A 25,441-nucleotide genomic window follows, 5' to 3' on the forward strand; every position below is an offset into this window, starting at 1 on the left:
AGGCCGCCTGGTTGAAGGGTATGGAGTAGAAGAAGCGGGTGTGCAAAGAGGACCGGGCGTGTATGCCCGGTCCTGCCATGTAGAAGGAGTTCTGTAATGATTGCTGGTGCTGTACCGTTACTTTTTATTCAAAATATGCCAAATTGCCGCAGCCACCCCATCTTCATGGTTGGTCGACGTGATATGATCGCAGTTCTCCTTGAGAATTGGTGCGGCATTTGCCATGGCAATACGATAGCCGCCAGCCTCGAACATCGGCAGATCGTTGTAGCTGTCTCCCATAACAACGGTTTGCTCCATCGGAATACCGTAATGAGCGGCCAAAATGGCCAGGCCTGAGCCCTTGTTGGCTTCTTCATGATTGATTTCAATATTATTGATATGGGAAGAAGTGATGATCAGGCCAGGAATGGAAGCGAATCTCGTGGAAGCCTCCTTCAGTAGTTCAGGCTTGAGCGAGAAGGCCAGTGTTTTATAAAGGACACTCTCTTCCTTGCTCCAGATTTCCTCCATACTCTCCACATAGGTTACGGCTGCCTGCCGGAATTGTTGATCGATAACGCCCTTCAGCAGCAATCTCATGTCTTCCGGCAGCTCGTCGCCGCCTTGGGCTGCGAGCTTCTCCAAGTGTACGCGTTTGTTCAGCTCCACGTAGACGTTGTCTTCTGTATAGACTTCATAATATAAGTCAGGAATCTCGTTCATCCAGCGCAGCGCCGGGATAACCTCTTCCTTATGCAGCGGTTTGCTGGCAGCGAGCGTTCGGTCCTGCAGCGTGACTACAGCGCCGTTCAGACTTACCACCGGTAATTCCAGCCCGGCCAGCCGAAGCTGTTTTTCTGCATCCATATACGAGCGTCCTGTAGCAATGATAACAATAGCCCCATGATTTTGAGCCTGTTCAATAGCTTCACGGTTCCCCGGACTGATATTGCCGTTGTCATTCAACAGGGTGCCGTCCATATCCAAAGCAATCAGCATATTCTGGCTCTCCTTTAACGTTAGTAGTCCCTGTTAAGGGCGATGAAAGTGCTAATGATAGTTTATCACTAATTTCCTGAAAACTAATAATTCAATTTCATTAAAAGGATGGTGGTTGGCGGCCCGATCTGCTCATCCGGGCACTAGCATGTACAGAAAGGGGAGTAATCGTGGTACAATGATGGATAAAGCACTGATAGGCCGGAAAAGGTCGCCAGTCCCTTGCCATTCTGCGGCTTGAACTGGCGGTCTTTAGCCTGCAAAGGAAACCGGTAGGTTGTCTATGCTGTACCCAAGGAGGACCCTTATGAGATCTAGACATTTAGCTACAATATCCCTCGCCGTTATGGCGATCGGCTTTCTGGCCACGCTGTTTCTACCGGAGAACCTGGCTGTTATCCTGCTGAGAGGCGGCTTCGAAGCCGGACTGGTAGGGGGAATTGCGGACTGGTTCGCAGTGACAGCGTTGTTCCGCCATCCCATGGGGCTGAAGATCCCCCATACCTCCCTGCTTCTTAAGAACAGGGATAAAATCATCCTGTCTCTGATCCACGCGATGGAGAACGAACTGCTCAACAAGAAGAGTATAGAGGACAAGCTGCGGAAGTTCGGTTTTATCACCCTCGCTTCTCGCTTGTTGACTAGAGTGTTCAGCCGGAAAAAGGCCCGGCAGGAAATGCTGGAGCAATTGAAGAGTATCGTACAGAAGGTGCCAGCCGAGAAGGCTGTTCCATATCTGCAAAAGGCTGTCGCCAGCTACCTCAGTCAGGCGGATCTTGGTACCGCAGCCGATGTTGCTTTGAGCAAGCTGATGAAAGACGGCAAGGATGTGGCTGCACTCGACTTTGCGCTGCAGGGCGTGTCCTCGTGGACCGCACGCCCGGAGACTAAAGCGATGCTGGGCAAGCTGGCCAGTCAGAAGCTGTCTGAAGTCAAGCTGGGCGGCTTTAAGGGTATGGCTTTTCAAGCCTTTGTGGGGTTCGTCGATGACGAGATGCTTGGCGATATGCTACAGGGTATGTTAATCTCCGGGATACGGGATTTTCAAGAAGAGGACAGCCCTTACCGCGAAGATGTCATCCGTGAGATCCGCACGGCACTGTTCCAGCTTATAGGTGACGAGGAGCGTCTGACATCCTTGAAGGCTTGGGCGGTTGAACAGGTAGAGGGCGCATCGGCCAATGGTTTCATGGTGGCCCAATTGGAGCTGCTGCGCAGCAAGACTGTGGCGCTGCTGGAAGAAGAGCAGGCGACAGGCGGGCGCAAGCTGTTCGCGCTATATGCTATGCTCACCCGTCGCATCCGCGACGAGCAGCAATGGATTCAAGGTTGGGAAACGCGTGTCCGTGATTCCCTGATTGCCTTTGTAGAGGCTAACCATTACCGGATCGGCCTGCTGGTGAAGGAGAATCTGGATAGCATGGACGATGCCAGTCTGGTGAACATGTTGGAAGATAAGGTGGGCAAGGATTTGCAATGGATTCGGGTCAACGGGGCATTATGTGGCTTTGTTGTTGGGCTGGTTCTTACCGTAATCCAATTGTTCTGACCCTAGTCTTTGATAAAGGAAATAAGTGGAGCAGTGAATGCAATCCGGGGGTAGCTTAAATGAGCCCCCGGAGGGCTTCGCTGCTTTTTTGCTATATCCGTACAGGTGAACCTCATCATTCGGCAGCAGCTGAAGTGGTTGCTGGCCCATATGCCGGCTTGGGACTGCTTCAGCCGTTCTCGGCTACCTTGAAGCATCTCCACCCGCATGATTCTATGAGCAGCTTACTTCTCGCTGTAAAGGCTGTGATACAGCACCTCTAACCGATCCGTGGTGTGCTGCCACTCAAAGGCCTGCAGCGCGTCGCTGCGTCCCTGTGCCCCGATCCGGGCAGCTAATGCGGGATTACGCGCCAGCCGCAGCAAATATCTTGCAAAGGGCAGCGCCTGAGTATAGCGCTCTACAAGATAGCCGTTATGTCCGGGAACGATGATCTCCCGGATGCCGCCATTGCTGGAGGCGACGACGGGCAGTCCGGAGGCCATGGCCTCGACGTTCACCAGGCCGAAGGATTCATGCCGCTGGGAAGGGCAGACGAAGGCATCTGCGGCCTGGTATAAGCCGTGGATGTCTTCGTGGGGGACGCTGCCGGGAAAAGTGACCGGCACACCCAGTCGGCGGGCGAGCTGTCGCAGCCGCCGGATGTACGCCGGCTTGCCTCTGCCGGCGACGACCAGATGGGCGCGGGTGTGCCGGTTCAGGAGGGCGACCGCCCGGATCAGCACCGGCACACCCTTGCGCGGAATGATCCGGCCGACGAACAATACGTTGAAGGCCGGAGGCAATCTGTGGAGCCCCCGCAGCCTCAGCCGCTCCGGCTGTGATACGGGGGCGAATCGAGACAAGTCCGCGCCTAGCGGGACGACGTGAATGCTGTGCTTTATGTGCGGGAATCGCCGGGCCAACCGCTGCTGCAGGGAGGCACTGTTGGCCACGATGAGATCGGCCCGCGCCAACCGGGCGGCGGTCTTGTCCGAGGCTGGTACAAAGGTCAGAGAATGGAGGAAGAGTACAGCAGGCGTCAGGGGTTGCTTTTGCTTCACTGCGGCTAGCAGATACGGGCGATTATCCACCTGAAATATATCGAAGTCTTTGCCTTCAATATATTTCAGAACCGAGTTGCGATATCTGGCCGGGCTTCCAGCTGGCAATCGCACGATCTCGACACGGGCCAGTTTTTCGGTATCCGGCAGATTCGGCATGTTCCGGCTGACAATGGTCACCTTGTGCTTCTCTGCCAGTCTCTCGGCAATGGCCCAGATGCAGATTTCTACCGAACCGTCCCCAGGCACCGGAAACTGTTCCGGTGCGATGATACAAATATGCATGTTCCCATCCCTCCTGTCCTCAGTTCCCTCTCGCTCTTTTACCATATGCAGCCTGTTGGGCGGAAGATACAGATTGGGCGCGGAGAAGGCGATCATCCCATGCGAACCGTACAGTGCCCGAATACAATACAAGGGCGATCATGTCTGAGCGAATGATACTGACTTAGAACAGGGGAGAGGGCTGGCTTGGGAAAGAAATATAGAACAGGATTGATGAGCAAATGGATCAAGACAAAGGTGTTGCTGCAGAGTCCGGAGATTTCGCCGCTGGTTCCGGATACACAAAGATTTGCCAAAGCAAGCCTGCAGAGCATGCTGCATAAGTACGGCATGGTCTATGTGAAACCGGTCAACGGTACTTACGGCAAGGGTGTCATCAGAGTAGAACTGAACCGAGGTTCAGGTGGAACAACCTATCAGTACCAGAGCGGCACGACCATCCGTACCTTTGGAGCCTTCGATGCCTTCCACCTGTCACTGAAGAAAGCAACCGGCGGACGCAGCTATTTGATCCAGAAAGGGATCGAACTGCTGAAGCATAAGGGACAGCGCTTTGATCTGCGGGTCATGGTCCAGCTCAGTCCGAAGGGGAAATGGGAGACAACAGGGTTGATTGGCCGGGTAGCTCAAAAAGGCAAGATTGTTACGAACTATCACAGTGGTGGCAAGCCAACAGCGATTGAGACCCTGCTGTCCCCGCATCTAAGCATGGCTCAGAAGGGAGAACTCATAAAAAAACTGGAGAAGTTAGGGCGGGATACCGGACGCTTCTACCATAAGAAATATCCCGGATTTAAGCAGATCGGCGTGGATGTTGGCCTTGACCGTAATATGACACCATGGATTATTGAAGTGAATACGAATCCCGACCCCTATATTTTCAACCAGCTTAAGGATAAAAGGATGTACCGTAAGGTGATGTCGTATCGCCGTGCTCACGATAAAGCAAAAACGTCTAAGAAATAAGTTTGGATTCTAAGTTGTCCGTTTAGGATACAAGCTGGGTCTTGGCGGTGGCAATAACGGCAGCCACTTTCTGTTCTGACTCGATGATTCTTTGCTTGGCATCGGCAAGCTGCCGGTATTGGGATACCATGGAGGACAGGGACTGTGAAGTCAGACTGGCGTTCTGCTTGCGGATGGCGGCTTTGAAATCACTCCAGTCGGCGGTTAGCCGCTTGTTCAATGCGGAGACGACGCTTTTCTGCGCCTTAATCGTCGATTGAGGGCTATCGATCCCGCTTAGGATCTTGCGAACTGCCGCAGTCTTCTTGGTGCGAGCGTCCTTGGCGGTACGCAGTTGTGTTTCTTTGGTGCGGATGTCCTGCCGGGCGATCTGGACTGCAATCTTCATAACGTCCGCCTGGGTCTTGAGCACGGCATTAAGATCCTTGTCCTTCAGCTTCTTCGCCAAGGAAATCCTGTTGTTAAGTGCACTGTACTGGTCGAATAGAGGTTGATAGCGTTGCTTCAGCTTGGCAGTTTCCCCCTCTAATTGACTTACTGCTGTGAGGCCAATCTCTTTGACTTGCTGACGTATCGCTGTCAGGGACTGCTCGTTATTGTAATGCAGGGACCGAATATTGCTTTCACGGTTGTCATCCTGCAGCTTCAGAACAGACCACTCGCTATATAAGCTGTTCAACTTGGTTCTGGCTGAGCCTTCTGCTGTGGCCACTGTTAGATCGAAGGCGGTTTTCACCGAAGGGGTAAATTCAATAGCGGGGGCTGCGAAGGCCGCAGTGGGAAGCAGCGGTAGCAGCAAGAGCGAAACGACTAGCGTGATCATGGCTTTGATGTTCATTTGGTGATTGTCCTCCTTTAATAGTTCCCCGATGGACGACAAAAAGCACCCGCAGCAAAGGCAATAAGCCTTTGTTACGGGTGCTTCCGTCGTAACAGGTCACGAATAATATGATGCTCTCATTGTAGTTTTCACAGCCCATAAAAGTCAATCATTTCAATTGAAATTATTCTCTCCTTTTCTTGTTTTAGGTGTGAGTACCGGATTTCTTTCCCTGCCTCTATTGACGTATACTGGGGTTAATAGAGTAAGAGAGAGTCGGCTGGATCAGGCTCATGATGAAGGAGGCCCATTGATGGATCACTTCTTGGCAGAAGACCCCAATATTCTGAATCAGGCGTTCATGAAGTCCCCCGTAGGTATGGCGATCCTTGTCCCTGAAGGAAGTGGCTGGCTGAAGGCCAACCCGGCTCTGTGCAGGCTGCTGGGTTATCAAGAGACGGAGCTCCATACCTTGGATTTTTTTAAAGGGAAAAAGAATGGCGACAGTCCCCTTTTGTCATTCCATGAGATCATGCACGGAATTGAGACGTCTGTTGACGGTGTTTTGGAGAAGGAATTACGTTTTCTTACTGGAAAAGGGAGATATGTTTGGCTCTCTCTGACATTCGCTCGTACGGAGAATGGACAAGCATCTTTAAGTCTGATTTTGTATGCCCAAGATATCACGGACCGCAAAATCGCCGATCAACTGACGGTGGATAGCAGCGATCTGTATGATTTGTTTATTAAAGATGATCAGAATCTCATCTCACTGACTCTGCCCGACGGAACGCTGTCCTTCGTGTCCCCTTCCAGCTATCCGCTCCTCGGTTACCGTCCAGAGGAGATGATAGGTACGAACCGGCTGGATTACTACCATCCCGATGATGCCGAAGAGATTAGACGGTACGGCAAATTTCTGGAGAGTGATGCTGTTGCCCGCCGTGTGCGCCACAAGGATGGTCATTATGAGTGGATCGAGACAGCTTTTAAGGTGAGACGGGATGAGAATAACGAAAGTACCTATATTCTGGGCATCGGGCGCAACGTGACTAAGCGTAAGCAGAATGATGAAGCGCTGGTGACAGCCCAGAGAGTGGCCCGTATCGGTTCCTGGATTTGGGAACTGCCCAGCGATAGGCTGAGGCTATCGGACGAATTACAGCGGATGCTGTTGTACCCACTGGAGAAGGAAACGATGTACTATGCAGATTTTAGACATTTTGTGCATCCTGAGGATCGAGCTTATGTGAATGAGGTGGTTCAGAGAGCTATAGCACAAGGGGGATCGGGAGAAGCCTCTTATCGCTTGTTGCTGCCAGACACCCGAGTTGTTGGCGTGCATGTCCAGTGGGATGTCATCATGGGACCGGGCGGAGTGCCGGTCCAATTAATAGGAATGATGCAGGATATCAGCGACCGGTTGAAGATAGAAGAACAGCTGCGGGAGAGTGAATACCATTTTCGGCTGCTGTCTGAGAGTTCCCTGGATTTAATCTCAAGGCATGCAGTCAAGGGTGTCACCTACCTGTACTGCTCTCCGGCCAGTCGCACTTTGCTGGGATATGAGCCGGAAGAATTGACGGGTACGAGTGCCTATGATTATGTTCACCCTGATGAACTGACCATGATTGAAAGCTATATGGAGAGCTGCCTGAGCACCGGCGTTCTTCCGGTAATCACCTGCCGTTTCCGCCGCAAGAACGGGAGTTATGTCTGGGTGGAGTCGAACAGCCGATTCATCTATGACAAGGGTGGGAATATTGTAGAGATTATCTCGGTGGGACGCGACATTACGGAACGCATACATCATACCGAGCAGATTGAGAAGCTAAGCAATGAACATACATTGATCCTAAATGCGGTGTCAGAGGGCATTCTCCGTCTCGATTCGGAAGGAAGAGTCACGTTCATTAACCCGGCAGGAGCAGCTATGCTAGATTTTCAGCAGGATGAGATCATTGGTCGTGCTTATCTGAAGCATATCCAGCAGAGTGCGTATGACGGAATGAACTTCGGTCCGCAGGAGTCACCGTTAATGCAAGCGCTTCGGTCCGGAATATCCCATGACAGCAAGGATGCGGTTTTATGGCGGCGAGATGGTTCCAGCTTCTTGGCTGAATATCAGGTGACACCGTTGTTCGACCAAGGAGAGCGTATTGGAGCTGTGCTGGTGTTTCGGGACATTACGGACGAGAAGGAGATTATCAAGGCCAAGGAATCTGCCGAAAAGGCCGATCAGGCCAAATCAGAGTTTCTGGCAATTATTAGTCATGAGCTGCGTACCCCGATGAACGGCATAATGGGGATGACCGACTTGCTGTCGGAGACCGAGCTTAATGAGGAACAGCGTGGATATACCGGCATCATCAACCAGAGCAGCGAATCCTTGTTGTCCATTCTTAATGAGATCTTGGATTTTAGCAAAATAGAGGCGGGCAAAATGACAATTGTCGATGAGCCGGTATACCTTCATGCCGTTATGGACAGCGTAATAGAATTGTTCACAGCCAAGGCTCTGGATAAAAGAATCGTTCTGTCCTGTCAAATTGACAGTGACATCCCGGAGGTAATTCATGGAGATGCAGCCCGGCTGCGGCAGGTGCTGGTCAATCTGGTCAGCAATGCGGTTAAATTCACCGAAGTGGGCCAGGTTGTAATGCATGTGGAGAGAGAAGCGTGTTCCAGCAGTCACAAGCTGCTCCTGAAGTTTAATGTCAGGGACACAGGAATTGGTATTCCCGCGTTCAAACAGCATCAATTGTTTCAATCCTTCTCCCAGCTTCATCCTTCGATAAATCGCAAGTATGGCGGAACCGGACTTGGGCTGGCGATTTGCAAGAAGCTGGTGGAGCTGATGGGCGGAGCGATTGGTGTGGAGAGCAGTGAAGGGGAAGGTTCGAATTTCTATTTTACTCTGCCGCTCAATACCATTGGCGATGGACCTCATAGTTGTGACAACGGAATAATGTTAACGGATACAAAGCATTGGACGGGATCTTCCAGGGAAGAAATGGCTATGAAGGCAGTATCAGAGAAAGACGCTGGACCGTCGGAGGAATCTGAGGAGAATGGATGGCTGCCGGGGGGCTCAATGTTAACCAGACCCCAGTATGGGCCGTTGTCCATTCTAGTTGTTGAGGATCATCCAGTGAACCAGAAACTGCTCCTGACAATGCTTGAAAAAAGAGGATATAGCGCCGATCTCGCTGAGAATGGGGAACAGGCGGTGGTAGCGGTTATGCAACAGACGTACGACCTTGTTTTTATGGATGTGAAAATGCCGGTCATGAGTGGTTTTACGGCAGCAGCTCTCATTGCGGACAGAATCCCGGTAGAGCGCCGTCCTTACATCGTGGCCGTGACCGCTTTTGCCGGACCAGAAGACCGCGAGCGGTGCAAGGCAGTGGGGATGCAGGATTTCATCAGCAAACCGTTCCTTTCTTCTGATGTAGAGCGGATATTGCGGGAGCACAGGGAAAAGATATCCTTATGAAGCATGAATTGACTTCCCGCAAGCTGAATATAGAGTCTTATTCGCAGTGCGAGCAAGGCGTGTCCTCTCCGGGCTCAGAAAAATCGTGACATTATCACGATGGTGGGTTTGAACCTCACTTCTTTTCAAAAACGAAGGGAATAAAATTAGTTCAAACGTTTGCACTCCGCTCGTAATGAGATTATAATATCCAGTTATTACAGGGTAAAGGGGAGCGTTGCTTTGGCGGTACAAAGAGAAAGGAAAGAACCTATTCATTACGGCGACCTGGCAGTGACGGGGGGGATTTCCGTTTTTGAGCAAGAATTTGATGATCTCTTCAGTTACGATGGAGATGACTTGGGGCTCGCGTATACACGGGATCGCTCGATGTTTCGGCTATGGGCTCCAACCTCGCAGGAGGCGGAGCTGGTCCTGTACGAATCCTGGGAGGAAGAGTCCCTAAGTAGTCGCTTGCCCATGACCCGTGATAGCAGGGGAACCTGGACAGTTGCGGTTGAAGATGACCTCGCAGGCAAATTCTATACCTACCGTGTACGAATCGGCGGGCAGTGGAATGAGGCCGTTGATCCTTATGCCCGAGTTGTGGGCGTGAACGGCGACAAGGGTGCCATTTTAGATTTAAGGGAGACCGATCCGGAACGGTGGACGGAGGATAAACCGCCACTAAGCCATCACGTTGACGCGGTCATTTATGAACTGCATTTGCGGGATTTGTCCATTCATCCAGCCAGCGGTATTGCTCATAAGGGGCAGTATATGGGACTTGCCGAGGCAGGCACACGTGGTCCAGAAGGAATTATTACTGGTCTAGATCATATAGTCGATCTTGGCGTGACGCATGTCCAGTTGCTGCCTTTTTATGATTTTGCCACCGAAAGTGTAGACGAGACCAAGTGGGATCAACCCCATTATAACTGGGGATATGATCCGAAGAATTACAATGCTCCCGAAGGCTCTTATGCGTCAGATCCTTATGTTCCCGGCCTCCGGATTACCGAGCTGAAGCAGATGATTCAGGCCCTGCATGATCGCGGCCTACGTGTCATCATGGATGTCGTCTATAACCATGTTTACGATGGGTATCGTGTGAATTTCACGAAGCTGGTTCCGGGATATTATCTGCGCTACAAGCCGGATGGCAGTCTGTCCAACGGCAGCGGATGCGGCAACGATACGGCGACCGAGCGGACGATGATGTCCCGGTTTATCGTTGATTCTGTGCTCTATTGGGCCAAGGAGTACCATATTGATGGCTTCCGGTTCGACTTGATGGGTCTGATAGATGTAGGAACGATGGCGGATATTCGCCGTCGTCTGGATGAACTGGACCCGTCGATCCTAACCATCGGCGAGGGCTGGGTCATGGATACAGAGCTACCCATGGAACAGTTGGCTAACCAGAACAATGCCGATTTTCTGCCGGGTATCGGGCATTTTAACGACGGTTACCGGGATGCGGTCAAAGGGAACATCTTTCTATACGATCAGCCGGGGTTTATTAGCGGGAAGCCTGGGCTGGAGCAGGCGGTAAAGACGGGCATCACCGGAGGAATTGTCTATAGTCAGGATATTGGACAATTTGCTGACGAGCCACTGCAGTGTGTGAACTTTGTGGAGTGTCATGACAATCATACCCTGTGGGATAAAATCGTACTGTCCACAGAGGGTGTCCGTGACGAACAGCGAGGGGCCATGCATAGGCTGGCTTCAGCTATGATGCTGACGAGCCAAGGAATATCCTTCATCCATGCTGGGCAGGAGTTTATGCGTACCAAGAATGGTATAGAGAACAGCTACAAATCCCCGGTGGAGATGAACTGGCTGGACTGGGAACGCTGTGCAGCTCGCCAGGAGGATGTCGCTTATATGAAGCAGCTCATTGCTCTACGCAGGGCTCATCCCGCCTTCCGGCTGCGGAACGCGGAAGATATCCGCAGTCATCTTATGTTTGAGAAAACCCCCGCCGGGACGGTGGCATACACTCTGCGAAATCATGCGGGAGGGGATGCTGCAGAGCACTTATACGTCATTTATAACAGTCTCCCTGAAGGAGTCTCCTGCACATTGCCCGGTTTGGGCAAGTGGGAAGTGCTGTTTGGCGGCGATCTTGTAAGCAAGCTTGCGGGGAACCGGCTGGCTGTTCGTGGAATCGGCATGATTGTACTCGTCGTGCAACAGACCTGAAGCGAAACTCAAATAGAGAACTAACATAGCTGCGAAAATTGATATCTACGCCTGAAAAGGGCGTTCTGCAAGGCCGGATGGCCAGCGGAGCGCTCTTTTCTTTTTTCGGGCGCAAAGCTAAATAATTATACTTCACCTGTCGTAGTAATTATGCTACAATTATTACTACGACAGGTGAAGTACGACAGATGCAGTAAAGGAGGCAGACTATTGATCAGCAGTGACGTGATCCGGGGATACAATGATACCCTCATCCTCTATATGCTAATGGACGGCGAATCTTATGGTTACGAGATATCCAAGAAGATCAGGACGCTATCGGAGGAGAAATACATTATGAAAGAGACCACGCTGTATTCTGCCTTCACCCGGCTGGAGAAGAACGGATATATTGTTTCCTTTTACAAGGAAGAGACGTTCGGCAAGCGGCGCACTTACTACCGGATTACTCCGGCCGGCCTGGCCTATTACCGCGAAAAATGCGAAGAATGGCAAGTTACACAAGAGGTCGTTAATAAATTTATTAAGGAGCTGTGAGGTTCATGGATACGATCATCAGTTATTTGAACAACATGTTCGCTACCTTGCCCAAAAGTGGTCAAATGCTGAAGCTGAAGCAGGATCTGCTGGCCAGTATGGAAGAAAAGTACCACGAGTTGAAGATGGACGGGAAATCGGAGAATGAAGCTGTAGGGATCGTGATTTCAGAGTTCGGCAATATTGATGAACTGACCAGTGAACTGGGCATTATGCCTGAGGTGGAGGAAGAAGCATCTCCAATGCTCGTGGACGAAGAAGTTGAAGGCTTCATGGCCGCCAAAAGAAGAGCGGGTCTGCTGATCGGCATCGGTGTAGCCCTGGTCCTGACCGGCGTGGCACTGTTAATTTTAATCACGGCTTCCTTTGAGGCAGGGATGCTGGGAGGAAATTTCTCAGAGGATGACGTGGATATGTTCGGTCTGATCGCTATGCTTCTGTTCATCGTTCCGGCCATTGCGATGTTCATTTATAGCGGCATGAAGCTGGAGAAATATAAATATTTGAAATCTGATTTCACCCTGTCTTACCACTTGAAGGCCTATGTTCAGCAAAGACAGGAAGCCTTTGCTTCTACCTACACCCTATCCCTGATCATGGGCGTATGTCTATGCGTGGTATCGCCGGCTGCGATATTTGTGGGCTCGGCATTCAGCGAAGTGGCGACTTCCTTAGGCGTTGTGGTGTTGCTAGAGATCGTTGCTGTCGCTGTTTTCCTCTTCGTCTACTATGGGAATATCAAGGATAGCTTCAGCATCTTGCTGCAAACTGGCGACTATTCGAAGGCAAAGAAGGAAGAGGACCGGGTTATCGGAGGTGTGGCTACGATTATTTGGCCGCTGGCGACCTGCATTTTTCTAATCAGTGGTCTGGTTTTCCAGCAATGGCATATCAATTGGATCGTGTTCCCGATCACCGCCATTTTATTCGGCATGTTCAGCGGGGCTTATAGTATCTTTAAGAGTAAAGGGCGTTCCTAATCCAGCCGCTGGCTTGTACATTCATTCTTTTCAAAAAAGCAGGCAGTGTCCAGTTGTGGGCACTGCCTGCTTTTGTATGCGTTCCTAACTGCCATGATTCTACACTGTGACTGAATCATCGAGCGTTCCGATAACGTTAATTTGATTATGTCGTTTTGCGTAAAAGGTGATATTGCTCATTTTCGGCAAGACAGCGCAGTGTTAATATGGTCTCACTTATTCCCCTGTTTTATATTGCAGGCAGTGGTAGCAAGGATTTGAAGCCTCTAGGCCACCTCTTGCTTTGCTGCTTTACAGTGGTATATTTCTAGTCGGCTGCAGCATGTGATCTCTTTTGGAAGCCGAATCAGCGCAAGGGAGACCGCCAATTCACTTCACGGCGGCCATTTAAGAAGACTCGGAGGATGACTGTTATGGGCAAAGCAACCGGATTTATGGAATATGCGCGGCAAACGCCGGCAGAATGTGTGCCGCTGGAACGGATCAAGAACTGGAACGAATTTGCTATCAAAATGGATGAGGAAAAATTGCGGGAGCAGGGCGCTCGATGTATGGATTGCGGTACACCATTCTGCCATGTGGGGCGCCTGCTGTCAGGTATGGCTTCCGGCTGTCCGCTGCATAATCTGATTCCGGAGTGGAATGATCTTGTCTACCGTGGGAACTGGGAGGTAGCGCTGAAGAGGCTGCACAAAACCAATAACTTTCCTGAGTTCACAGGCCGGGTTTGTCCATCCCCGTGCGAAGGCTCTTGTACCGTCGGTATGAACGGCAAGCCTGTAACGATCAAGTCGATTGAGAAGGCGATTGTAGACAGGGGCTTTGCCGAGGGTTGGATCGTGCCGGAGCCGCCATTGATCCGGACGGGTAAGAAAGTGGCTGTGGTCGGCTCGGGACCGGCGGGTCTGGCCTGTGCAGCCCAGCTTAATAAGGCTGGACACACGGTGACAGTATACGAGCGGGCTGACCGCATTGGCGGATTGCTGACCTATGGTATCCCCAACATGAAGCTGGATAAAGGGACGGTACAGCGGCGTGTGGATTTACTGGCAGCGGAAGGCGTTACCTTCGTAACCGGAACGGAGATCGGCAAGGACATCCCAGCGGAGCAGGTCCGGGCGGAACATGACGCTGTAGTTCTCTGCGGCGGTTCTACAGTAGCCCGCGACCTGCCGGTGGAAGGGCGCGGGCTGTCCGGTATCCATCAGGCGATGGAATTCCTGACTCTGAATACTAAGAGCCTGCTGGATTCCGAACTTGCAGACGGCGAGTATTTATCTGCAGCAGATAAGGATGTCGTCGTCATTGGAGGCGGTGATACCGGTACCGACTGCGTTGCCACATCCATCCGGCACGGCTGCCGCAGCGTGGTCCAGTTGGAGATTATGCCACAGGCACCGCTCACCCGCCAGCCGGGCAACCCTTGGCCGGAATGGCCGAAGGTGCTCAAAGTCGATTACGGCCAGGAAGAAGCTACCGCCCTGTACAGTGAAGATCCGCGCCGCTATCTCGTATCGACGAAGCGATTCGTGGGGGATGACGGTGGACAGGTGCAGGAGCTGCATACCGTTCGCATTGAATGGACCCGCAACGATCAAGAGCGGATCGTACCGGTCGAAGTGCCAGGCAGCGAAGAAGTACTGAAGGCACAGCTGGTGCTACTGGCTTTAGGCTTCACGGGACCGGAGGGCACGGTGCTGGATCAGCTTGGGATAGCCCGCGACGAGCGCTCTAATGCCGCAGCGGAGTTCGGCGCTCAAGCAACGAATGTGGAAGGCGTGTTCACCGCTGGCGATATGCGCCGCGGACAGAGTCTGGTCGTGTGGGCCATTCAGGAAGGGCGGCAGGCTGCCCGTGAAGTGGATCGCTTTTTAATGGGATCATCTAATTGACCATAAGGTATGATAGGTGATGTATATGTATATAGAAAGCATAGGGCGCCTTCATAGGCGTCCGCTTTGTGTTGTTGCTTCGCATTACTGTCTTGCGTGAGGTGCTTAGCGGACATTTGTATAGGTGTAATTTGAACAAAATCAAGGGCTGACCTACAATGGAAGTGCTTTTGAAATAACGAGATAGAAGGGTTGGATTATGATGAAACTGATGTTTATTTCCGATATTCACGGATCTTTGTTCTGGCTGGAACGTACACTGGACAAGGTAGCTGAGGAACAGCCGGATCAGCTTATTTTCCTGGGCGATTTTATGTATCACGGGCCGCGGAACCCGCTGCCAGAGGGCTATAACCCGCAGGGCGTTGCTGACAAGCTGAATGCATACAAGAACCAAATTGTCGCGGTACGCGGCAACTGTGACGCTGAGGTAGATCAGATGCTGCTGGATTTTCCAATGATGGGCGATTATACCCTAATCCTGTTTGAAGGCAGACGGATCTATGCCACACACGGGCACAGCTTCAGCATGGACAAGCTTCCTCCGCTCTCTCCGGGCGATATTTTTATCCAAGGGCATACCCATGTTCCGGTAGCAGATGTGAAGGAAGGCATTTATGTGCTAAATCCAGGCTCTATTTCTCTTCCCAAGGAGAATTATCCAAACTCGTACGGTATTCTTCAAAACGGCGAGTTCCGGGTGAAGGATTTTGATGGGGATACGATTAAGGGGATACTCCTGTAGGGTGAACCTACTGGTGATTGAGAAATAGCTGAGCTTCTGGGATGAAAATAAGGACATGCAAGGAGGACAGTGTGAAAGCACCTCCAAGCATGTCTCTAATAACATACATATGTTCCGCTATATTGATATTGGTGACCTTACATATTTATGTCTGGAGATATGAAGATGTTGATAGTATTTTTGATAGAAAAATAACTGTCACGAGAAGGAATATGTTATGAATAAATAGAGGAGCTAAGAGGATTCAAGTGAGGGTAAGTAAATCCGAATGTTCTGAAACGATCTATTTTGAAGCTGTATATGTAGTATGTATATCCATCATTATCATTGTGCTCCTGTCTACCTTTGCATTCAGGGAATTGATTTTGCTGGTGTAGACAGGAATTTAGCGCGTCTTTTTTGCTTGCTTTTGTAGTATCCAAAATACAGCGCCCAGGTTCATACCTAATAACAGAATGACTTCCAGCACCTGCTCCATGGTCATAGCTTCAAGTATAGGAATAAACATATAACCCCCTAAATAAAGTATTTATTTATATTGAAAATCATTGGAATAACTAGTTTACAAGCCGTTTGCGTTGATATTGATTTAATAGCTCGTCCAGAATCATCGACTGTTCGATGACCTTGGGATGTGTAAAGAAACCATATCTCTTCTGTGTTTGATGAAGTTCTTCCCGGGCTCTCTCGACTTGAAGTAAGATTGCTGGCTGGCTCAACTGCATAATACATCCCTCCTATATGTAGTATTATAGAATCACCTGTCAAAAAATAGGAGATCGGAGGAACGACGAGGTTTAAAACCAACAAAAGAGTCACTCCTGATACTTCCAGGACGACTCTTTTGTTTTTGCCTAAATATGTAGACGTTAAAAGCTTCTCGTTAGCCGCCAGAGCCGTGTGTCATCAGTTGCAGTGCGGTCTGAATTGGATCGGAACCATCACTTGGTATATTTACTGAAATAATTACGATTAATAAGAAACTAAGCGATGCTGCCCACAAAACCATCTTTCTCATGTTTCGTTACACCTCCCCAATTGTGTAGTGTTATTAATGCTACTTTTAAAAATTGTTGAGGGAATCTTGAAAGTGATTCTATTAATAGTGTATAGGATGATACCAAACTTTGCTCAAAGAATAATTCGGCTGAATAATACTTGTTTTCCAAATAATAGGGTGAATTGTGAGGCGTAGTGTCTATGAAGTCTTGATGATATAAGAGGCTCTCTCTTCATTAATTCGGTGCATTTCCCCGATTAAGCCTGCGTATGCTGCTTGTTGCTCTACTGAAGCTGCTGCGCGGTACTTTTCAAATAAACCGACACATCGCACAATGCTATCATTGCTTCTCGTTCTTACCGAAGATTCCAGACTCCCCATTAAGTTCCCAAAACCAGCCTCTAGATTATTTTTTCTGAGATAATATATGGCCAGTTCGGTAAGAAACCGTGTGTATTTATCTCCGGTTAACTGCTGAGTATACTTCCCCAGGCGGCTGTGTTGCTCTTTATACGTCAGGTTATCTGTGAACTGCAACAAAATCGCATCAACATCAAATAGAAAGCGGTTAGCGGCCTGCATGATTTTAAAAAGAGCCTGGAATATTTCGTATTCCCGTACTTCGACATATTTGATGTAGTCTGGCAAGATGTCTACTTGTCCAGCCATAAGGCGGTAGAGGTAGCTATTCGCTGTAGCCCACTCTTTGAATTGTTCAATTACCCGTGATTCTTCTTCGCTAACAGGCGATCTTGCCCAGCCAACATCCATATATAGAGATGCATAGTGCAAGGCTTGTTCGTAATCTCCACGCTCATCGCAGACCAAAGAGCCCAGTAATTTCGCATAAAGGATGTAATATATGATAGGGCGAGTTGGTGTCTTAGCCACAGAGTCTTTGCGCAGGCGATGATATAGAATATCTGCTTTATAGCCCATAAGCTCCGCGAGTTCCATTACCTTGTCCCAGCGATGCAGCGAGGCATATATATCTGCCAAATGCTTAAGCGCATCCAGTTGATCTGCTTCCTCCAGCCGCTCTACATAGGGCTCGAATTGATTGGCGGCACGCAAGTTCATATCTTGATTATCACCTAAACGAATGGCAAACAGCCTGTACTGGCATTGCGCCAGCCGCTCGGAGTGCTGGAGCTTTTCGCCTTCTGCCACATTCTCGTACAGAAGTGCAGCTGCCACAAGATAACCTTGAGCAAATAGCGTTTCCGCTGCCTCAAACAGCAAGGGAGAGTACATCAGATTGTCCATAATATGCTGTACAACGTGCTTGATCGCGTCTAGCTTGTCCAGTTCAGCACATCGCTGTAATAAGGGGCCAATTCGTCGCCAATCGGCTGCCCCTTCAATAATGTAATCTTGGATATACATTTCATAGAAATAACCTTCTGGCTTCCCCATTGCTGAAGTGATCCGGTCAAGCTGCTGCATGGCAATCGGTCGGCGGCCGTGAAGGATATTACTTAGGGTACCGGAATGAAGGCCGGTACGTTCTGCAAATTGAGCTAGCGTCAGGGCTTCTCTTCTCAGGTAATGCTCCAGTTCAGTCAAAATGGTTGCTGCAGCTTCCAAGGTACGACCACCTTTCGTGCCATAATCCATAAATTGGATAAATATTTCTTCAATTATCGCGCTGAATAGAACAGTGGTCAATACGGTAGATGAGTCTATAATATGATTTTTTTTACTATTATTATAAAATTAACTACTCTCGTAATTATACTTCGGCAATTGAGCTAGGGGGCATATTATTGTATGATATGTAAGGAACTTTGGGGATTCCCGGTTCTAAATTTAACTGTAGAGGTAGCTAACGAAATGTATCCTAAAGAACTGAACTATACAATGCCGCCGGAGTGGAGCCAGCATGAGCGCACCTTTATCTCTTGGCCTGTGCAGGCATCCATGTGTTTTCCAGATAATCATGAGTCTGTGTGCCAAGGGTATGCAGAAATTATAAAAGCAATGGCAGAGTTCGAGCCGGTGACGGTGATCGTAAACCCTGATGAACTGAAGACGGTGGAGGCCCTTGTTGGCGGACCACGTGTCTCCCTGCTGCCGATTGCACATAATGATGCGTGGCTGCGTGACAATGGCCCTACGTTCGTAGTGAACGGAGAAGGCGCGCTTGCAGGTGTGAACTGGAAGTTTAATGCTTGGGGCGGCAAATATTCTCCTTGGGATCTCGACGATAAGGTCGCTCCGCAAATTCTGGAGAATCTGAAGGTTACCCGTTATGACGCACCGCTTGTAATGGAAGGTGGCTCCATTCATACGGATGGAGAAGGAACGATTCTTACCACGGAAGAGTGTCTGCTGAATACGAACCGGAACCCTGATTTGGGACGACATGAGATTGAAGAACAGTTGCGTAATTATATCGGCGCAGAGTCTGTGATCTGGCTGAAGCGTGGTTTGAGCGGCGATGAGACAGATGGCCATGTCGATAACATTGCGTGTTTCGCGGCACCGGGCAAGGTCATTATTCAGGTCTGCGATGATCCGCAGGATGAAAACTATGAGATTACGCAAGAGAATCTGCGAATTCTGGAGAACGCCACTGATGCGAAGGGTCGTAAGCTGGAGATCATCAAAATTCAGCAGCCGCCTCACGTAGATGGGGAAGATGGACGTCTGACCCTTAGCTACCTGAATTTCTATTTTGTGAACGGAGGCATTATTCTTCCTGTATTCGGTGGAACTGCTGCGGAGACAGACAAGCTAGCTGCTGAGACGTTGGCTGGGCTATTCCCGGACCGCCGCATCCGTACGGTGAACGGCATGGCCGTGATCGGGGAAGGCGGAAATGTTCACTGTACTACACAGCAGATGCCTGCGGTGAAGTAAACCCATTTTAACGGATGAACCAACAAGACTGGTTTTATATATAAGGAGGACCGATACGTGAGAAATGTAAAAGTAGCTGCAACGCAGATGAGCTGTTCCGGCAACATTGACGAGAATATTAGCAAAGCCGAGACGTTGGTGAGAGAAGCGGCCGCACAGGGCGCGCAAATTATTTTGCTGCAGGAACTGTTTGAGACCCCGTATTTCTGCCAGAAAGAGAAATCAGATTATTATGCTTATGCAACTGAGCTCGAGCAGAATAAGGCCGTTAATCATTTCAAAAAAGTAGCAAAAGAGCTGCAGGTCGTGCTGCCTATCAGCTTCTATGAGAAGAAAAACTACGCACGCTACAACTCGCTCGCTGTCATTGATGCGGACGGAACGGTGCTTGGCAAATACCGCAAGAGCCATATCCCGGACGGACCAGGCTATGAAGAGAAGTTCTATTTCAACCCGGGTGATACCGGCTTCAAGGTCTGGAATACCCGTTATGCCAAAATCGGCGTCGGTATCTGCTGGGATCAGTGGTACCCAGAAGCTGCCCGCGTGATGAGTCTGATGGGAGCAGAGATTCTCTTCTATCCAACGGCTATTGGTTCGGAACCTCAGGATGGAAGTATTGATTCCAAAGATCACTGGCAGATGTGTATGCGGGGCCATGCCGCGTCTAACCTGATTCCTGTCGTGGCTTCCAACCGGATTGGCGAAGAGATCGACGAGGATTCCAGTATTAACTTCTATGGTTCTTCCTTCATTGCCGGACCGCAAGGCAACAAAATTGTCGAGGCTGGACGCGATGAGCAGACAGTCCTGGTTAGCGAGTTTGATTTGGACGCCCTGGAAGTTCAGCGGATTGAGTGGGGCATTTTCCGTGACCGCCGTCCAGAGCTGTACAGATTGATTGCTTCGTATGATGGAGATTTGACATTTTAATACTTGGTTCAAAAGTACCGCCGGAGATGAATAATGCTCATGGCGGTCTTTTTTGTAGACAAGGCGAACTGAAGGACTCGCTTGAAATGACCGTCCGGCAAACCACACCTCGGGTATCTGGAACTATCGTTGAGGTTATTCGTAAATAATGTTTACAAGAAAGCTGGAAACTAATAATTAATTTTACCGGAGGCGCAAAAGTGGCATGAACGGGTTGAGTGATTTTTTCAGGAATATTAGTGAGAACTATGGACATTTTTTCTCCTGGGGCGATATTATAGGGGCGTTTTCCGATCCTGTAAACTGGGGGATTATCGGTAGTTTGATTCTTCTGGAGGGCCTGCTCTCAGCTGATAACGCGCTGGTGTTGGCTGTAATGGTTCGACATTTACCCAAGGAACAACAGAAGAAGGCCTTGTTCTATGGGATTGTGGGTGCATATCTTTTCAGATTTCTGGCGATCGGGCTGGGAACTGTCTTAATCAAGTTTACGTTGGTCAAGGTTTTGGGCGCGCTCTATCTTTTCTATATTGCGTATAAGGGCCTCTTCAAGGTCGGTGAAGAGAAGGAGATGCAGAATAAAGGGACTTCCTTCTGGAGAACTGTGTTATTAGTAGAGTTGATGGATATCGCCTTCAGTATTGACAGTGTGATCGCTGCATTTGGTCTTAGTGATCAAGTATGGGTATTGTTCCTCGGGGGGATACTCGGCGTGCTGATGATGCGTGGGGTCGCGCAGGTATTCTTGAGACTGATTGAGAAATTTCCTGAACTGGAGCAGACGGCCTTCCTGTTGATTGCGATCATTGCCGGTAGAATGCTGATTGCCGTATTCGGGTATGAGATGCCTTATGCAGTGTTCTTCGCCATTCTGATCACCGTTTTCGTTGGAACCATCCTCTACAGCTTAGGACGCAAGAAGAAAAAAGCTAACAAGGATGAATAACCTTGGTATGACTCCGTCTTAAGAAAATATTTCAAATTTATTGGGTATCCTAACCAAGATGTTGTATAATCAGTCCAATATCGGCTGCAAAATTATACCCAAACGGAGGACGTATGGAGAACGAAGCGCTGCTGCAGGTTGAACGGCTAGCTCTCAAGAAGCAAAAGATTTTTCGGCAAAGTGTACTACGCTATATCGCCAGGGCCATGCTGGCCAGTATGTTTATCGGATTCGGTGTCATCGTGGCCTTTAAGACCGGTAACTTTTTCTACATGGAGCATTCACCGATGACGTACCCGATGGCAGCTATTACTTTCGGGGCGGCTATCATTTTAATCTCCTACGGAGGCGGCGATCTGTTCACGGGGGATACCTTCTATTACTCTTACGCCGCGTTGCGTCGGAAAATGCGCTGGTTAGACGTCATCCGGATGTGGGTCGTCACCTATATTGGTAACATTCTCGGGGCTGCGGCCTTTGCGCTACTGATTTATTTGACGGGTCTGTTCTACGATTCCAATGTCAACGGATTTCTGCTGAATGTGGTGTCCCACAAGATGGAGGCTCCGGCGTTGCAGCTGTTTTTCCGGGCGATTCTGTGTAACTGGCTAGTTTGTCTGGCGTTCTTTGTACCGATGTCTATGAAGAGCGATGGTGCCAAAATGTTCGCCATGATGCTGTTCGTCTTCTGCTTCTTCATCTCCGGCTATGAGCATAGTGTTGCTAATATGTGTACCTTTGCGATAGCGCTGGTGCTGGATCACCCCGGAACGATCTCGTGGGGCGGTGTACTGCATAATCTGGTTCCGGTAACGCTAGGGAATTTAATCGGTGGTGGTGTGCTGATGGCCTATATGTATTATTACGTGAACAAACCGTTTCTCGAGGAAGAGCAGCATTAAGACAAAATGTCAGGCTCCGCCCAATCGGGCGGAGTTTTTTTGATGTGAAGCAAGAGGATCTCAGGTTATGTTTTGTTCGCAATAAGAAATTATTTGAATTTTTAATAATGGAAGGATTAAGGTATATGAAGTAGAATAAATTATTAGTGTTAAAAAATTGAAGCTTATTTATAAATCGAGGAATATGTTCTTGGAAAGAGCGGTGGTAGCCATGAAAACAATGACGGACAACCAAATTATTCAGGATTCTAAACAACAGTGCAAGCTTAGAGGCATAGACCCTGAACAGCCGCCCGTTTTTGCGAATCGTTTGTCTGCCGAGCAACTGAAGACGCAAGTAAGTAAGTATCGCGAAGTCATCGAGGTCATCGATTTCTTTGTTCATAAATTCCTGTCCTCCATTACTGGAACCCCCATTCTTGTCGCTATTTCCGACGATGAAGGATATTTGCTGGCTTTTCAAGGCGACCCCACTATTATCGACACTATTCGACAGATTGGCCTAGGGGAAGGTGCGTTGATGAATGAGGATGTAGGCACCAATTCCATAGCCCTATGTCTCCGTCATAAGAGACCGTTCCAACTGGTCGGAGAAGATCATTATCAGCAGATTCTTCACCGTCTGGCGTGTTGTACCGCCCCTTTTCATAATGAGGATAACCAGATTCTAGGAACGATTTCATTCATGGCCGATATAGATGTAACTCACCCACATCTGCTGCCACTGCTGTGTACGATGGCCGATTCCATTGAGCGGGAGCTGTTGCTTCGCCAGAGTAATGCCCAGCTTGAATTGCTGAATCAAATGTTGCTGGAGACGAATTATCTTGGCGTCATTATTACGGATGAACACGGAAAGATCGCTGATATAAATGAGAATGGCATGAATATGTTGGAGATCGAGCAAACTCGGTATTATGATATCATAGGCTCCAGCGTATTTGAGCTGACTGAAATCGGGCATTACTTTGAGCGGACGCTCATGCTGAATGATCAATGTACTGGCCTCGAACTGGCCCTGGAGCGGAGCGGGTCGATTCAGCACTTTATGATGGATGTCGTGCCAGCTTTTGATAGCAGTGGGAAGCTGTCCCGTGTGATAGGAAGTCTGCGCAACATTACCGAGATGAAACGGACAGAAGAGGTGCTGCGCAATACAGAAAAGCTGGTATTCGCAGGTCAGCTTGCAATGAGCATCGCTCACGAGATTCGTAATCCGCTTACTACGGTCAAAGGAATGCTTCAACTGTCCAACAAGGATAGCAGGCTTCCACATTATGATCTGATCATGTCTGAGGTGGAGCGAATGAATCTGATCGTCAGCGAGTTTCTGATTCTGGGTAAACCGCAGGCGGTGCATTTCAAGAATGAACGCTGTAGCGCTATTCTACAGGAAATGCTCGGGATTTTTGCGATCCAGGTTCGCATGAACAATATTACCGTCACCCGGAACTTTCAAGAGGATCTTGAGATTAAATGTGACCGCAACCAAATTAAACAAGTCTTCCTGAATATTCTGAAAAATGCGATGGAGGCTTTGCCGTTCGGCGGCGATATTATGATCACGCTGGCAGTGGAGGATGGCTTTCAAGCCATTACCATCGCGGATAACGGTGAAGGAATGAGTGAGGAGGTGCTGCTGAAGCTCGGCGAGCCTTTCCATACGACCCGCTTCAACGGCAACGGACTTGGCATGATGATTGTGAAAAAAATTGTATCCGCACATAAAGGCCATATTACGATCAAGAGTGAGATTGGACAAGGCACCGCGGTGAAGATTTTCCTCCCAGCATAGTGAAAAAGGCGAATGCCGCCCCGGACTTACGTCCCTCCGGGCGGCATTTTTTTTACATTGGCGGTATAGAGTAGTATAGTGCGGCCTTCTCCCTTAGCGTACCCTCCAGAGCTCCACCTTCTTGGTGCCAATATTCAATACCTCCAAGCATTTCCTTTACCTGATAACCCATTGCTGCCAGTCTAGCAGCAGCCTTGGTCGCCCCGTTGCAGGCCGGACCCCAGCAGTACACTACCAATACATTATCCGATGGGAACGATGGGGTAGAGCTGTCGATACGTCCGGAGGGTATAGAGAGTGCCCCGGGCAGATGGGCCTCCTCGTAGGATTGGGGGTCACGGACATCCACAATCGTGAATCCGCCTAATCCCCTCCGCATATCGTAAGACACATCAGCTACATCGGTTTCATATTTCCCTTTGGCGTTGAAATATAGCACGGCTTCTTCAGATGTGGCGGCAGGTGTTCCCAGCACCTGGGATTTGGGTGTAATCTTCATGGACGATCCTCCTTGAACATGTCTTGGAGTTATTGTATAACGTATTTATAATTGAAATTATCTATAGTTTTGCATATGTAATATCGAAATAAATGACAATTAATTGATTTGATAGAAAGAGGGTCACAGCTATGGAATTGACGTACTTGCGCACCTTCTGTGAAGTGGCCGCCTGCGGCAGCTACATCAAAGCTGCCGAAAGACTCGGTTATGCGCAGTCGAGCGTGACGTCACAGATCGCCAAGCTGGAAGAAATGTATGGTGCGGTCCTGCTGGAAAGAGTAGGACGGGGGATGACGCCCACGTTTGCTGGCAAAGGACTGCTGCCCTATGCCCGGCAAATACTTGCACTTAGCGAGGAGGCTAAGGGTGTAGTGTCCGGCGGGTATAAGGGTCAACTCGTCATCGGGGCCATTGAGACGCTGGCCGCTTATTATTTGCCCCACCGCCTACATCTTTATCGTACCGCTTATCCGGATATTCGGCTGCGGGTGCAGCCTGGATCAGAGACGGAGATTATTGCCGCTGTCAGGGACAAAACGGCTGACTTTGGATTGATCTTTGATGAACCATTTGAATCAGAGGATCTGGTATCTCTACCACTACGGGAGGAGTCGCTGTTTGTGGTCATGCATCTCGGGCACGCCTATGCGTCACAGTCTGAAATAAATCCGGCGCAGTTGGCAGTGGAGCCGCTGGTACTTACCGAGGATACTTGTACCTACCGGAATCATCTGCTGCATATGCTGAAGCAGTGTGGGGTAACGCCGGGAATAGATATGGAATTTGGCAATCTGGAAGGGATTAAGCAGGCTGTCAGGCACCGCTGGGGCACGGCATTCCTGCCGGGCTATGCTATCGAAGAAGAGCGCCAGGCAGGCTCGCTGGTTGCAGTCCCTCTGGCCGGGGAACATAAGTCATTCAGCATCCAGCTTATTTATCCGAAAGCCCGCTGGCTATCTCCAGCTTTTCGCGATTTTATCAAGGGGCTACAGGAGTCGTAACTACAAGGCCTAAAGGAAT

23 protein-coding genes are annotated in these 25,441 nt (G+C 49.6%); 15 read left to right on the plus strand and 8 right to left on the minus strand.

Annotated elements, in window-relative coordinates; genetic code table 11:
* Nucleotides 1–117: 117 nt before the first annotated feature.
* Nucleotides 118–981, minus strand: coding sequence for a Cof-type HAD-IIB family hydrolase (locus ACFVRY_RS10950; RefSeq protein ID WP_387500077.1), 864 nt, complete (start codon nucleotides 979–981; stop codon nucleotides 118–120).
* A gap of 307 nt (nucleotides 982–1,288) precedes the next feature.
* On the opposite strand from ACFVRY_RS10950, the gene ACFVRY_RS10955 reads away from it, so the two are divergent.
* Both ACFVRY_RS10955 and ACFVRY_RS10960 read left to right on the plus strand, forming a co-directional pair.
* A complete protein-coding gene (locus tag ACFVRY_RS10955; protein WP_387500079.1) occupies nucleotides 1,289–2,530 on the plus strand; it encodes a DUF445 domain-containing protein in 1,242 nt (413 codons plus the stop codon).
* 59 nt (nucleotides 2,531–2,589) lie between these two features.
* Complete coding sequence (locus ACFVRY_RS10960) at nucleotides 2,590–2,793, plus strand: hypothetical protein (RefSeq protein ID WP_387500081.1); 204 nt, start codon at nucleotides 2,590–2,592, stop codon at nucleotides 2,791–2,793.
* On the opposite strand, the gene ACFVRY_RS10965 is transcribed toward ACFVRY_RS10960, so the two are convergent.
* Nucleotides 2,755–3,858: a glycosyltransferase family 4 protein gene (locus ACFVRY_RS10965; protein WP_387500083.1), complete on the minus strand. Its 1,104-nt coding sequence runs from the start codon at nucleotides 3,856–3,858 to the stop codon at nucleotides 2,755–2,757. The two genes, ACFVRY_RS10960 and ACFVRY_RS10965, sit on opposite strands and share 39 nt — an antisense overlap.
* Before the next feature lie 186 nt (nucleotides 3,859–4,044).
* Between ACFVRY_RS10965 and ACFVRY_RS10970 the strand changes: the two genes are divergently transcribed.
* Nucleotides 4,045–4,824, plus strand: coding sequence for a YheC/YheD family protein (locus tag ACFVRY_RS10970; protein WP_387500085.1), 780 nt, complete (start codon nucleotides 4,045–4,047; stop codon nucleotides 4,822–4,824).
* Between the two features lie 22 nt (nucleotides 4,825–4,846).
* Here ACFVRY_RS10970 and ACFVRY_RS10975 read toward each other — a convergent pair whose 3' ends face one another.
* A complete protein-coding gene (locus tag ACFVRY_RS10975) occupies nucleotides 4,847–5,662 on the minus strand; it encodes a hypothetical protein (RefSeq protein WP_387500087.1) in 816 nt (271 codons plus the stop codon).
* 295 nt (nucleotides 5,663–5,957) lie between these two features.
* Between ACFVRY_RS10975 and ACFVRY_RS10980 the strand changes: the two genes are divergently transcribed.
* The 6 genes from ACFVRY_RS10980 (at nucleotide 5,958) to yfcE (ending at nucleotide 15,481) form a co-directional block, all read left to right on the plus strand.
* Nucleotides 5,958–9,140 (plus strand): PAS domain S-box protein, encoded by a 3,183-nt coding sequence (locus ACFVRY_RS10980; protein ID WP_387500089.1) that lies wholly within the window; start codon nucleotides 5,958–5,960, stop codon nucleotides 9,138–9,140.
* Between the two features lie 222 nt (nucleotides 9,141–9,362).
* Nucleotides 9,363–11,327, plus strand: a complete 1,965-nt coding sequence (pulA, locus tag ACFVRY_RS10985) for a type I pullulanase (protein ID WP_387500091.1) — start codon at nucleotides 9,363–9,365, stop codon at nucleotides 11,325–11,327.
* A gap of 210 nt (nucleotides 11,328–11,537) precedes the next feature.
* Nucleotides 11,538–11,864: a PadR family transcriptional regulator gene (locus tag ACFVRY_RS10990; protein WP_175372009.1), complete on the plus strand. Its 327-nt coding sequence runs from the start codon at nucleotides 11,538–11,540 to the stop codon at nucleotides 11,862–11,864.
* A gap of 5 nt (nucleotides 11,865–11,869) precedes the next feature.
* A complete protein-coding gene (locus ACFVRY_RS10995; protein WP_387500093.1) occupies nucleotides 11,870–12,844 on the plus strand; it encodes a permease prefix domain 1-containing protein in 975 nt (324 codons plus the stop codon).
* A gap of 413 nt (nucleotides 12,845–13,257) precedes the next feature.
* Nucleotides 13,258–14,736 (plus strand): glutamate synthase subunit beta, encoded by a 1,479-nt coding sequence (locus tag ACFVRY_RS11000; protein ID WP_387500095.1) that lies wholly within the window; start codon nucleotides 13,258–13,260, stop codon nucleotides 14,734–14,736.
* A gap of 202 nt (nucleotides 14,737–14,938) precedes the next feature.
* On the plus strand, nucleotides 14,939–15,481 hold the full coding sequence (gene yfcE / locus ACFVRY_RS11005) for a phosphodiesterase (RefSeq protein WP_387500483.1): 543 nt from the start codon (nucleotides 14,939–14,941) through the stop codon (nucleotides 15,479–15,481).
* A gap of 385 nt (nucleotides 15,482–15,866) precedes the next feature.
* On the opposite strand, the gene ACFVRY_RS11010 is transcribed toward yfcE, so the two are convergent.
* The 4 genes from ACFVRY_RS11010 to ACFVRY_RS11025 form a co-directional block, all read right to left on the minus strand.
* A complete protein-coding gene (locus ACFVRY_RS11010) occupies nucleotides 15,867–15,989 on the minus strand; it encodes a hypothetical protein (RefSeq protein ID WP_387500097.1) in 123 nt (40 codons plus the stop codon).
* Nucleotides 15,990–16,038: 49 nt separating this feature from the next.
* On the minus strand, nucleotides 16,039–16,206 hold the full coding sequence (locus ACFVRY_RS11015; protein ID WP_387500099.1) for a Spo0E family sporulation regulatory protein-aspartic acid phosphatase: 168 nt from the start codon (nucleotides 16,204–16,206) through the stop codon (nucleotides 16,039–16,041).
* Between the two features lie 158 nt (nucleotides 16,207–16,364).
* Nucleotides 16,365–16,499 (minus strand): hypothetical protein, encoded by a 135-nt coding sequence (locus tag ACFVRY_RS11020; protein ID WP_387500101.1) that lies wholly within the window; start codon nucleotides 16,497–16,499, stop codon nucleotides 16,365–16,367.
* A gap of 180 nt (nucleotides 16,500–16,679) precedes the next feature.
* Nucleotides 16,680–18,098: a helix-turn-helix domain-containing protein gene (locus tag ACFVRY_RS11025; RefSeq protein WP_387500103.1), complete on the minus strand. Its 1,419-nt coding sequence runs from the start codon at nucleotides 18,096–18,098 to the stop codon at nucleotides 16,680–16,682.
* Between the two features lie 216 nt (nucleotides 18,099–18,314).
* Between ACFVRY_RS11025 and ACFVRY_RS11030 the strand changes: the two genes are divergently transcribed.
* The 5 genes from ACFVRY_RS11030 to ACFVRY_RS11050 all read left to right on the plus strand — a co-directional run bounded on the left by ACFVRY_RS11030 (nucleotide 18,315) and on the right by ACFVRY_RS11050 (nucleotide 23,919).
* A complete protein-coding gene (locus tag ACFVRY_RS11030; RefSeq protein WP_387500484.1) occupies nucleotides 18,315–19,343 on the plus strand; it encodes an agmatine deiminase family protein in 1,029 nt (342 codons plus the stop codon).
* Nucleotides 19,344–19,400: 57 nt separating this feature from the next.
* Nucleotides 19,401–20,276, plus strand: coding sequence for an N-carbamoylputrescine amidase (aguB, locus tag ACFVRY_RS11035; protein ID WP_066375030.1), 876 nt, complete (start codon nucleotides 19,401–19,403; stop codon nucleotides 20,274–20,276).
* A 205-nt stretch (nucleotides 20,277–20,481) separates the two neighbouring features.
* Nucleotides 20,482–21,222: a TerC family protein gene (locus ACFVRY_RS11040; RefSeq protein WP_387500105.1), complete on the plus strand. Its 741-nt coding sequence runs from the start codon at nucleotides 20,482–20,484 to the stop codon at nucleotides 21,220–21,222.
* A gap of 113 nt (nucleotides 21,223–21,335) precedes the next feature.
* The gene (locus tag ACFVRY_RS11045; protein WP_387500107.1) at nucleotides 21,336–22,124 is read left to right on the plus strand and encodes a formate/nitrite transporter family protein; all 789 of its coding nucleotides are present in this window, start codon (nucleotides 21,336–21,338) and stop codon (nucleotides 22,122–22,124) included.
* Between the two features lie 211 nt (nucleotides 22,125–22,335).
* The gene (locus ACFVRY_RS11050; RefSeq protein WP_387500109.1) at nucleotides 22,336–23,919 is read left to right on the plus strand and encodes an ATP-binding protein; all 1,584 of its coding nucleotides are present in this window, start codon (nucleotides 22,336–22,338) and stop codon (nucleotides 23,917–23,919) included.
* A 52-nt stretch (nucleotides 23,920–23,971) separates the two neighbouring features.
* Here ACFVRY_RS11050 and ACFVRY_RS11055 read toward each other — a convergent pair whose 3' ends face one another.
* Nucleotides 23,972–24,418, minus strand: a complete 447-nt coding sequence (locus ACFVRY_RS11055) for a rhodanese-like domain-containing protein (RefSeq protein ID WP_387500111.1) — start codon at nucleotides 24,416–24,418, stop codon at nucleotides 23,972–23,974.
* Nucleotides 24,419–24,549: 131 nt separating this feature from the next.
* Between ACFVRY_RS11055 and ACFVRY_RS11060 the strand changes: the two genes are divergently transcribed.
* A complete protein-coding gene (locus ACFVRY_RS11060; RefSeq protein WP_387500113.1) occupies nucleotides 24,550–25,422 on the plus strand; it encodes a LysR family transcriptional regulator in 873 nt (290 codons plus the stop codon).
* Nucleotides 25,423–25,441 lie beyond the last annotated feature (19 nt).

The sequence above is a fragment of the Paenibacillus sp. NPDC057934 genome, from assembly GCF_042887565.1.
GTDB lineage: Bacteria > Bacillota > Bacilli > Paenibacillales > Paenibacillaceae > Paenibacillus_AQ.

Excerpts from the sequence above, each read along its gene's own strand:
- ACFVRY_RS10950 (WP_387500077.1), bottom strand. The coding sequence starts at position 981 with ATGCTGATTGCTTTGGATATGGACGGCACCCTGTTGAATGACAACGGC.
- ACFVRY_RS10955 (WP_387500079.1), top strand. The coding sequence starts at position 1,289 with ATGAGATCTAGACATTTAGCTACAATATCCCTCGCCGTTATGGCGATC.
- ACFVRY_RS10960 (WP_387500081.1), top strand. The coding sequence starts at position 2,590 with ATGAGCCCCCGGAGGGCTTCGCTGCTTTTTTGCTATATCCGTACAGGT.
- ACFVRY_RS10965 (WP_387500083.1), bottom strand. The coding sequence starts at position 3,858 with ATGCATATTTGTATCATCGCACCGGAACAGTTTCCGGTGCCTGGGGAC.
- ACFVRY_RS10975 (WP_387500087.1), bottom strand. The coding sequence starts at position 5,662 with ATGAACATCAAAGCCATGATCACGCTAGTCGTTTCGCTCTTGCTGCTA.
- ACFVRY_RS10980 (WP_387500089.1), top strand. The coding sequence starts at position 5,958 with ATGGATCACTTCTTGGCAGAAGACCCCAATATTCTGAATCAGGCGTTC.
- ACFVRY_RS10995 (WP_387500093.1), top strand. The coding sequence starts at position 11,870 with ATGGATACGATCATCAGTTATTTGAACAACATGTTCGCTACCTTGCCC.
- ACFVRY_RS11000 (WP_387500095.1), top strand. The coding sequence starts at position 13,258 with ATGGGCAAAGCAACCGGATTTATGGAATATGCGCGGCAAACGCCGGCA.
- yfcE (WP_387500483.1), top strand. The coding sequence starts at position 14,939 with ATGAAACTGATGTTTATTTCCGATATTCACGGATCTTTGTTCTGGCTG.
- ACFVRY_RS11010 (WP_387500097.1), bottom strand. The coding sequence starts at position 15,989 with ATGTTTATTCCTATACTTGAAGCTATGACCATGGAGCAGGTGCTGGAA.
- ACFVRY_RS11015 (WP_387500099.1), bottom strand. The coding sequence starts at position 16,206 with ATGCAGTTGAGCCAGCCAGCAATCTTACTTCAAGTCGAGAGAGCCCGG.
- ACFVRY_RS11020 (WP_387500101.1), bottom strand. The coding sequence starts at position 16,499 with ATGAGAAAGATGGTTTTGTGGGCAGCATCGCTTAGTTTCTTATTAATC.
- ACFVRY_RS11025 (WP_387500103.1), bottom strand. The coding sequence starts at position 18,098 with ATGGATTATGGCACGAAAGGTGGTCGTACCTTGGAAGCTGCAGCAACC.
- ACFVRY_RS11030 (WP_387500484.1), top strand. The coding sequence starts at position 18,315 with ATGTATCCTAAAGAACTGAACTATACAATGCCGCCGGAGTGGAGCCAG.
- ACFVRY_RS11040 (WP_387500105.1), top strand. The coding sequence starts at position 20,482 with ATGAACGGGTTGAGTGATTTTTTCAGGAATATTAGTGAGAACTATGGA.
- ACFVRY_RS11045 (WP_387500107.1), top strand. The coding sequence starts at position 21,336 with ATGGAGAACGAAGCGCTGCTGCAGGTTGAACGGCTAGCTCTCAAGAAG.
- ACFVRY_RS11050 (WP_387500109.1), top strand. The coding sequence starts at position 22,336 with ATGAAAACAATGACGGACAACCAAATTATTCAGGATTCTAAACAACAG.
- ACFVRY_RS11055 (WP_387500111.1), bottom strand. The coding sequence starts at position 24,418 with ATGAAGATTACACCCAAATCCCAGGTGCTGGGAACACCTGCCGCCACA.
- ACFVRY_RS11060 (WP_387500113.1), top strand. The coding sequence starts at position 24,550 with ATGGAATTGACGTACTTGCGCACCTTCTGTGAAGTGGCCGCCTGCGGC.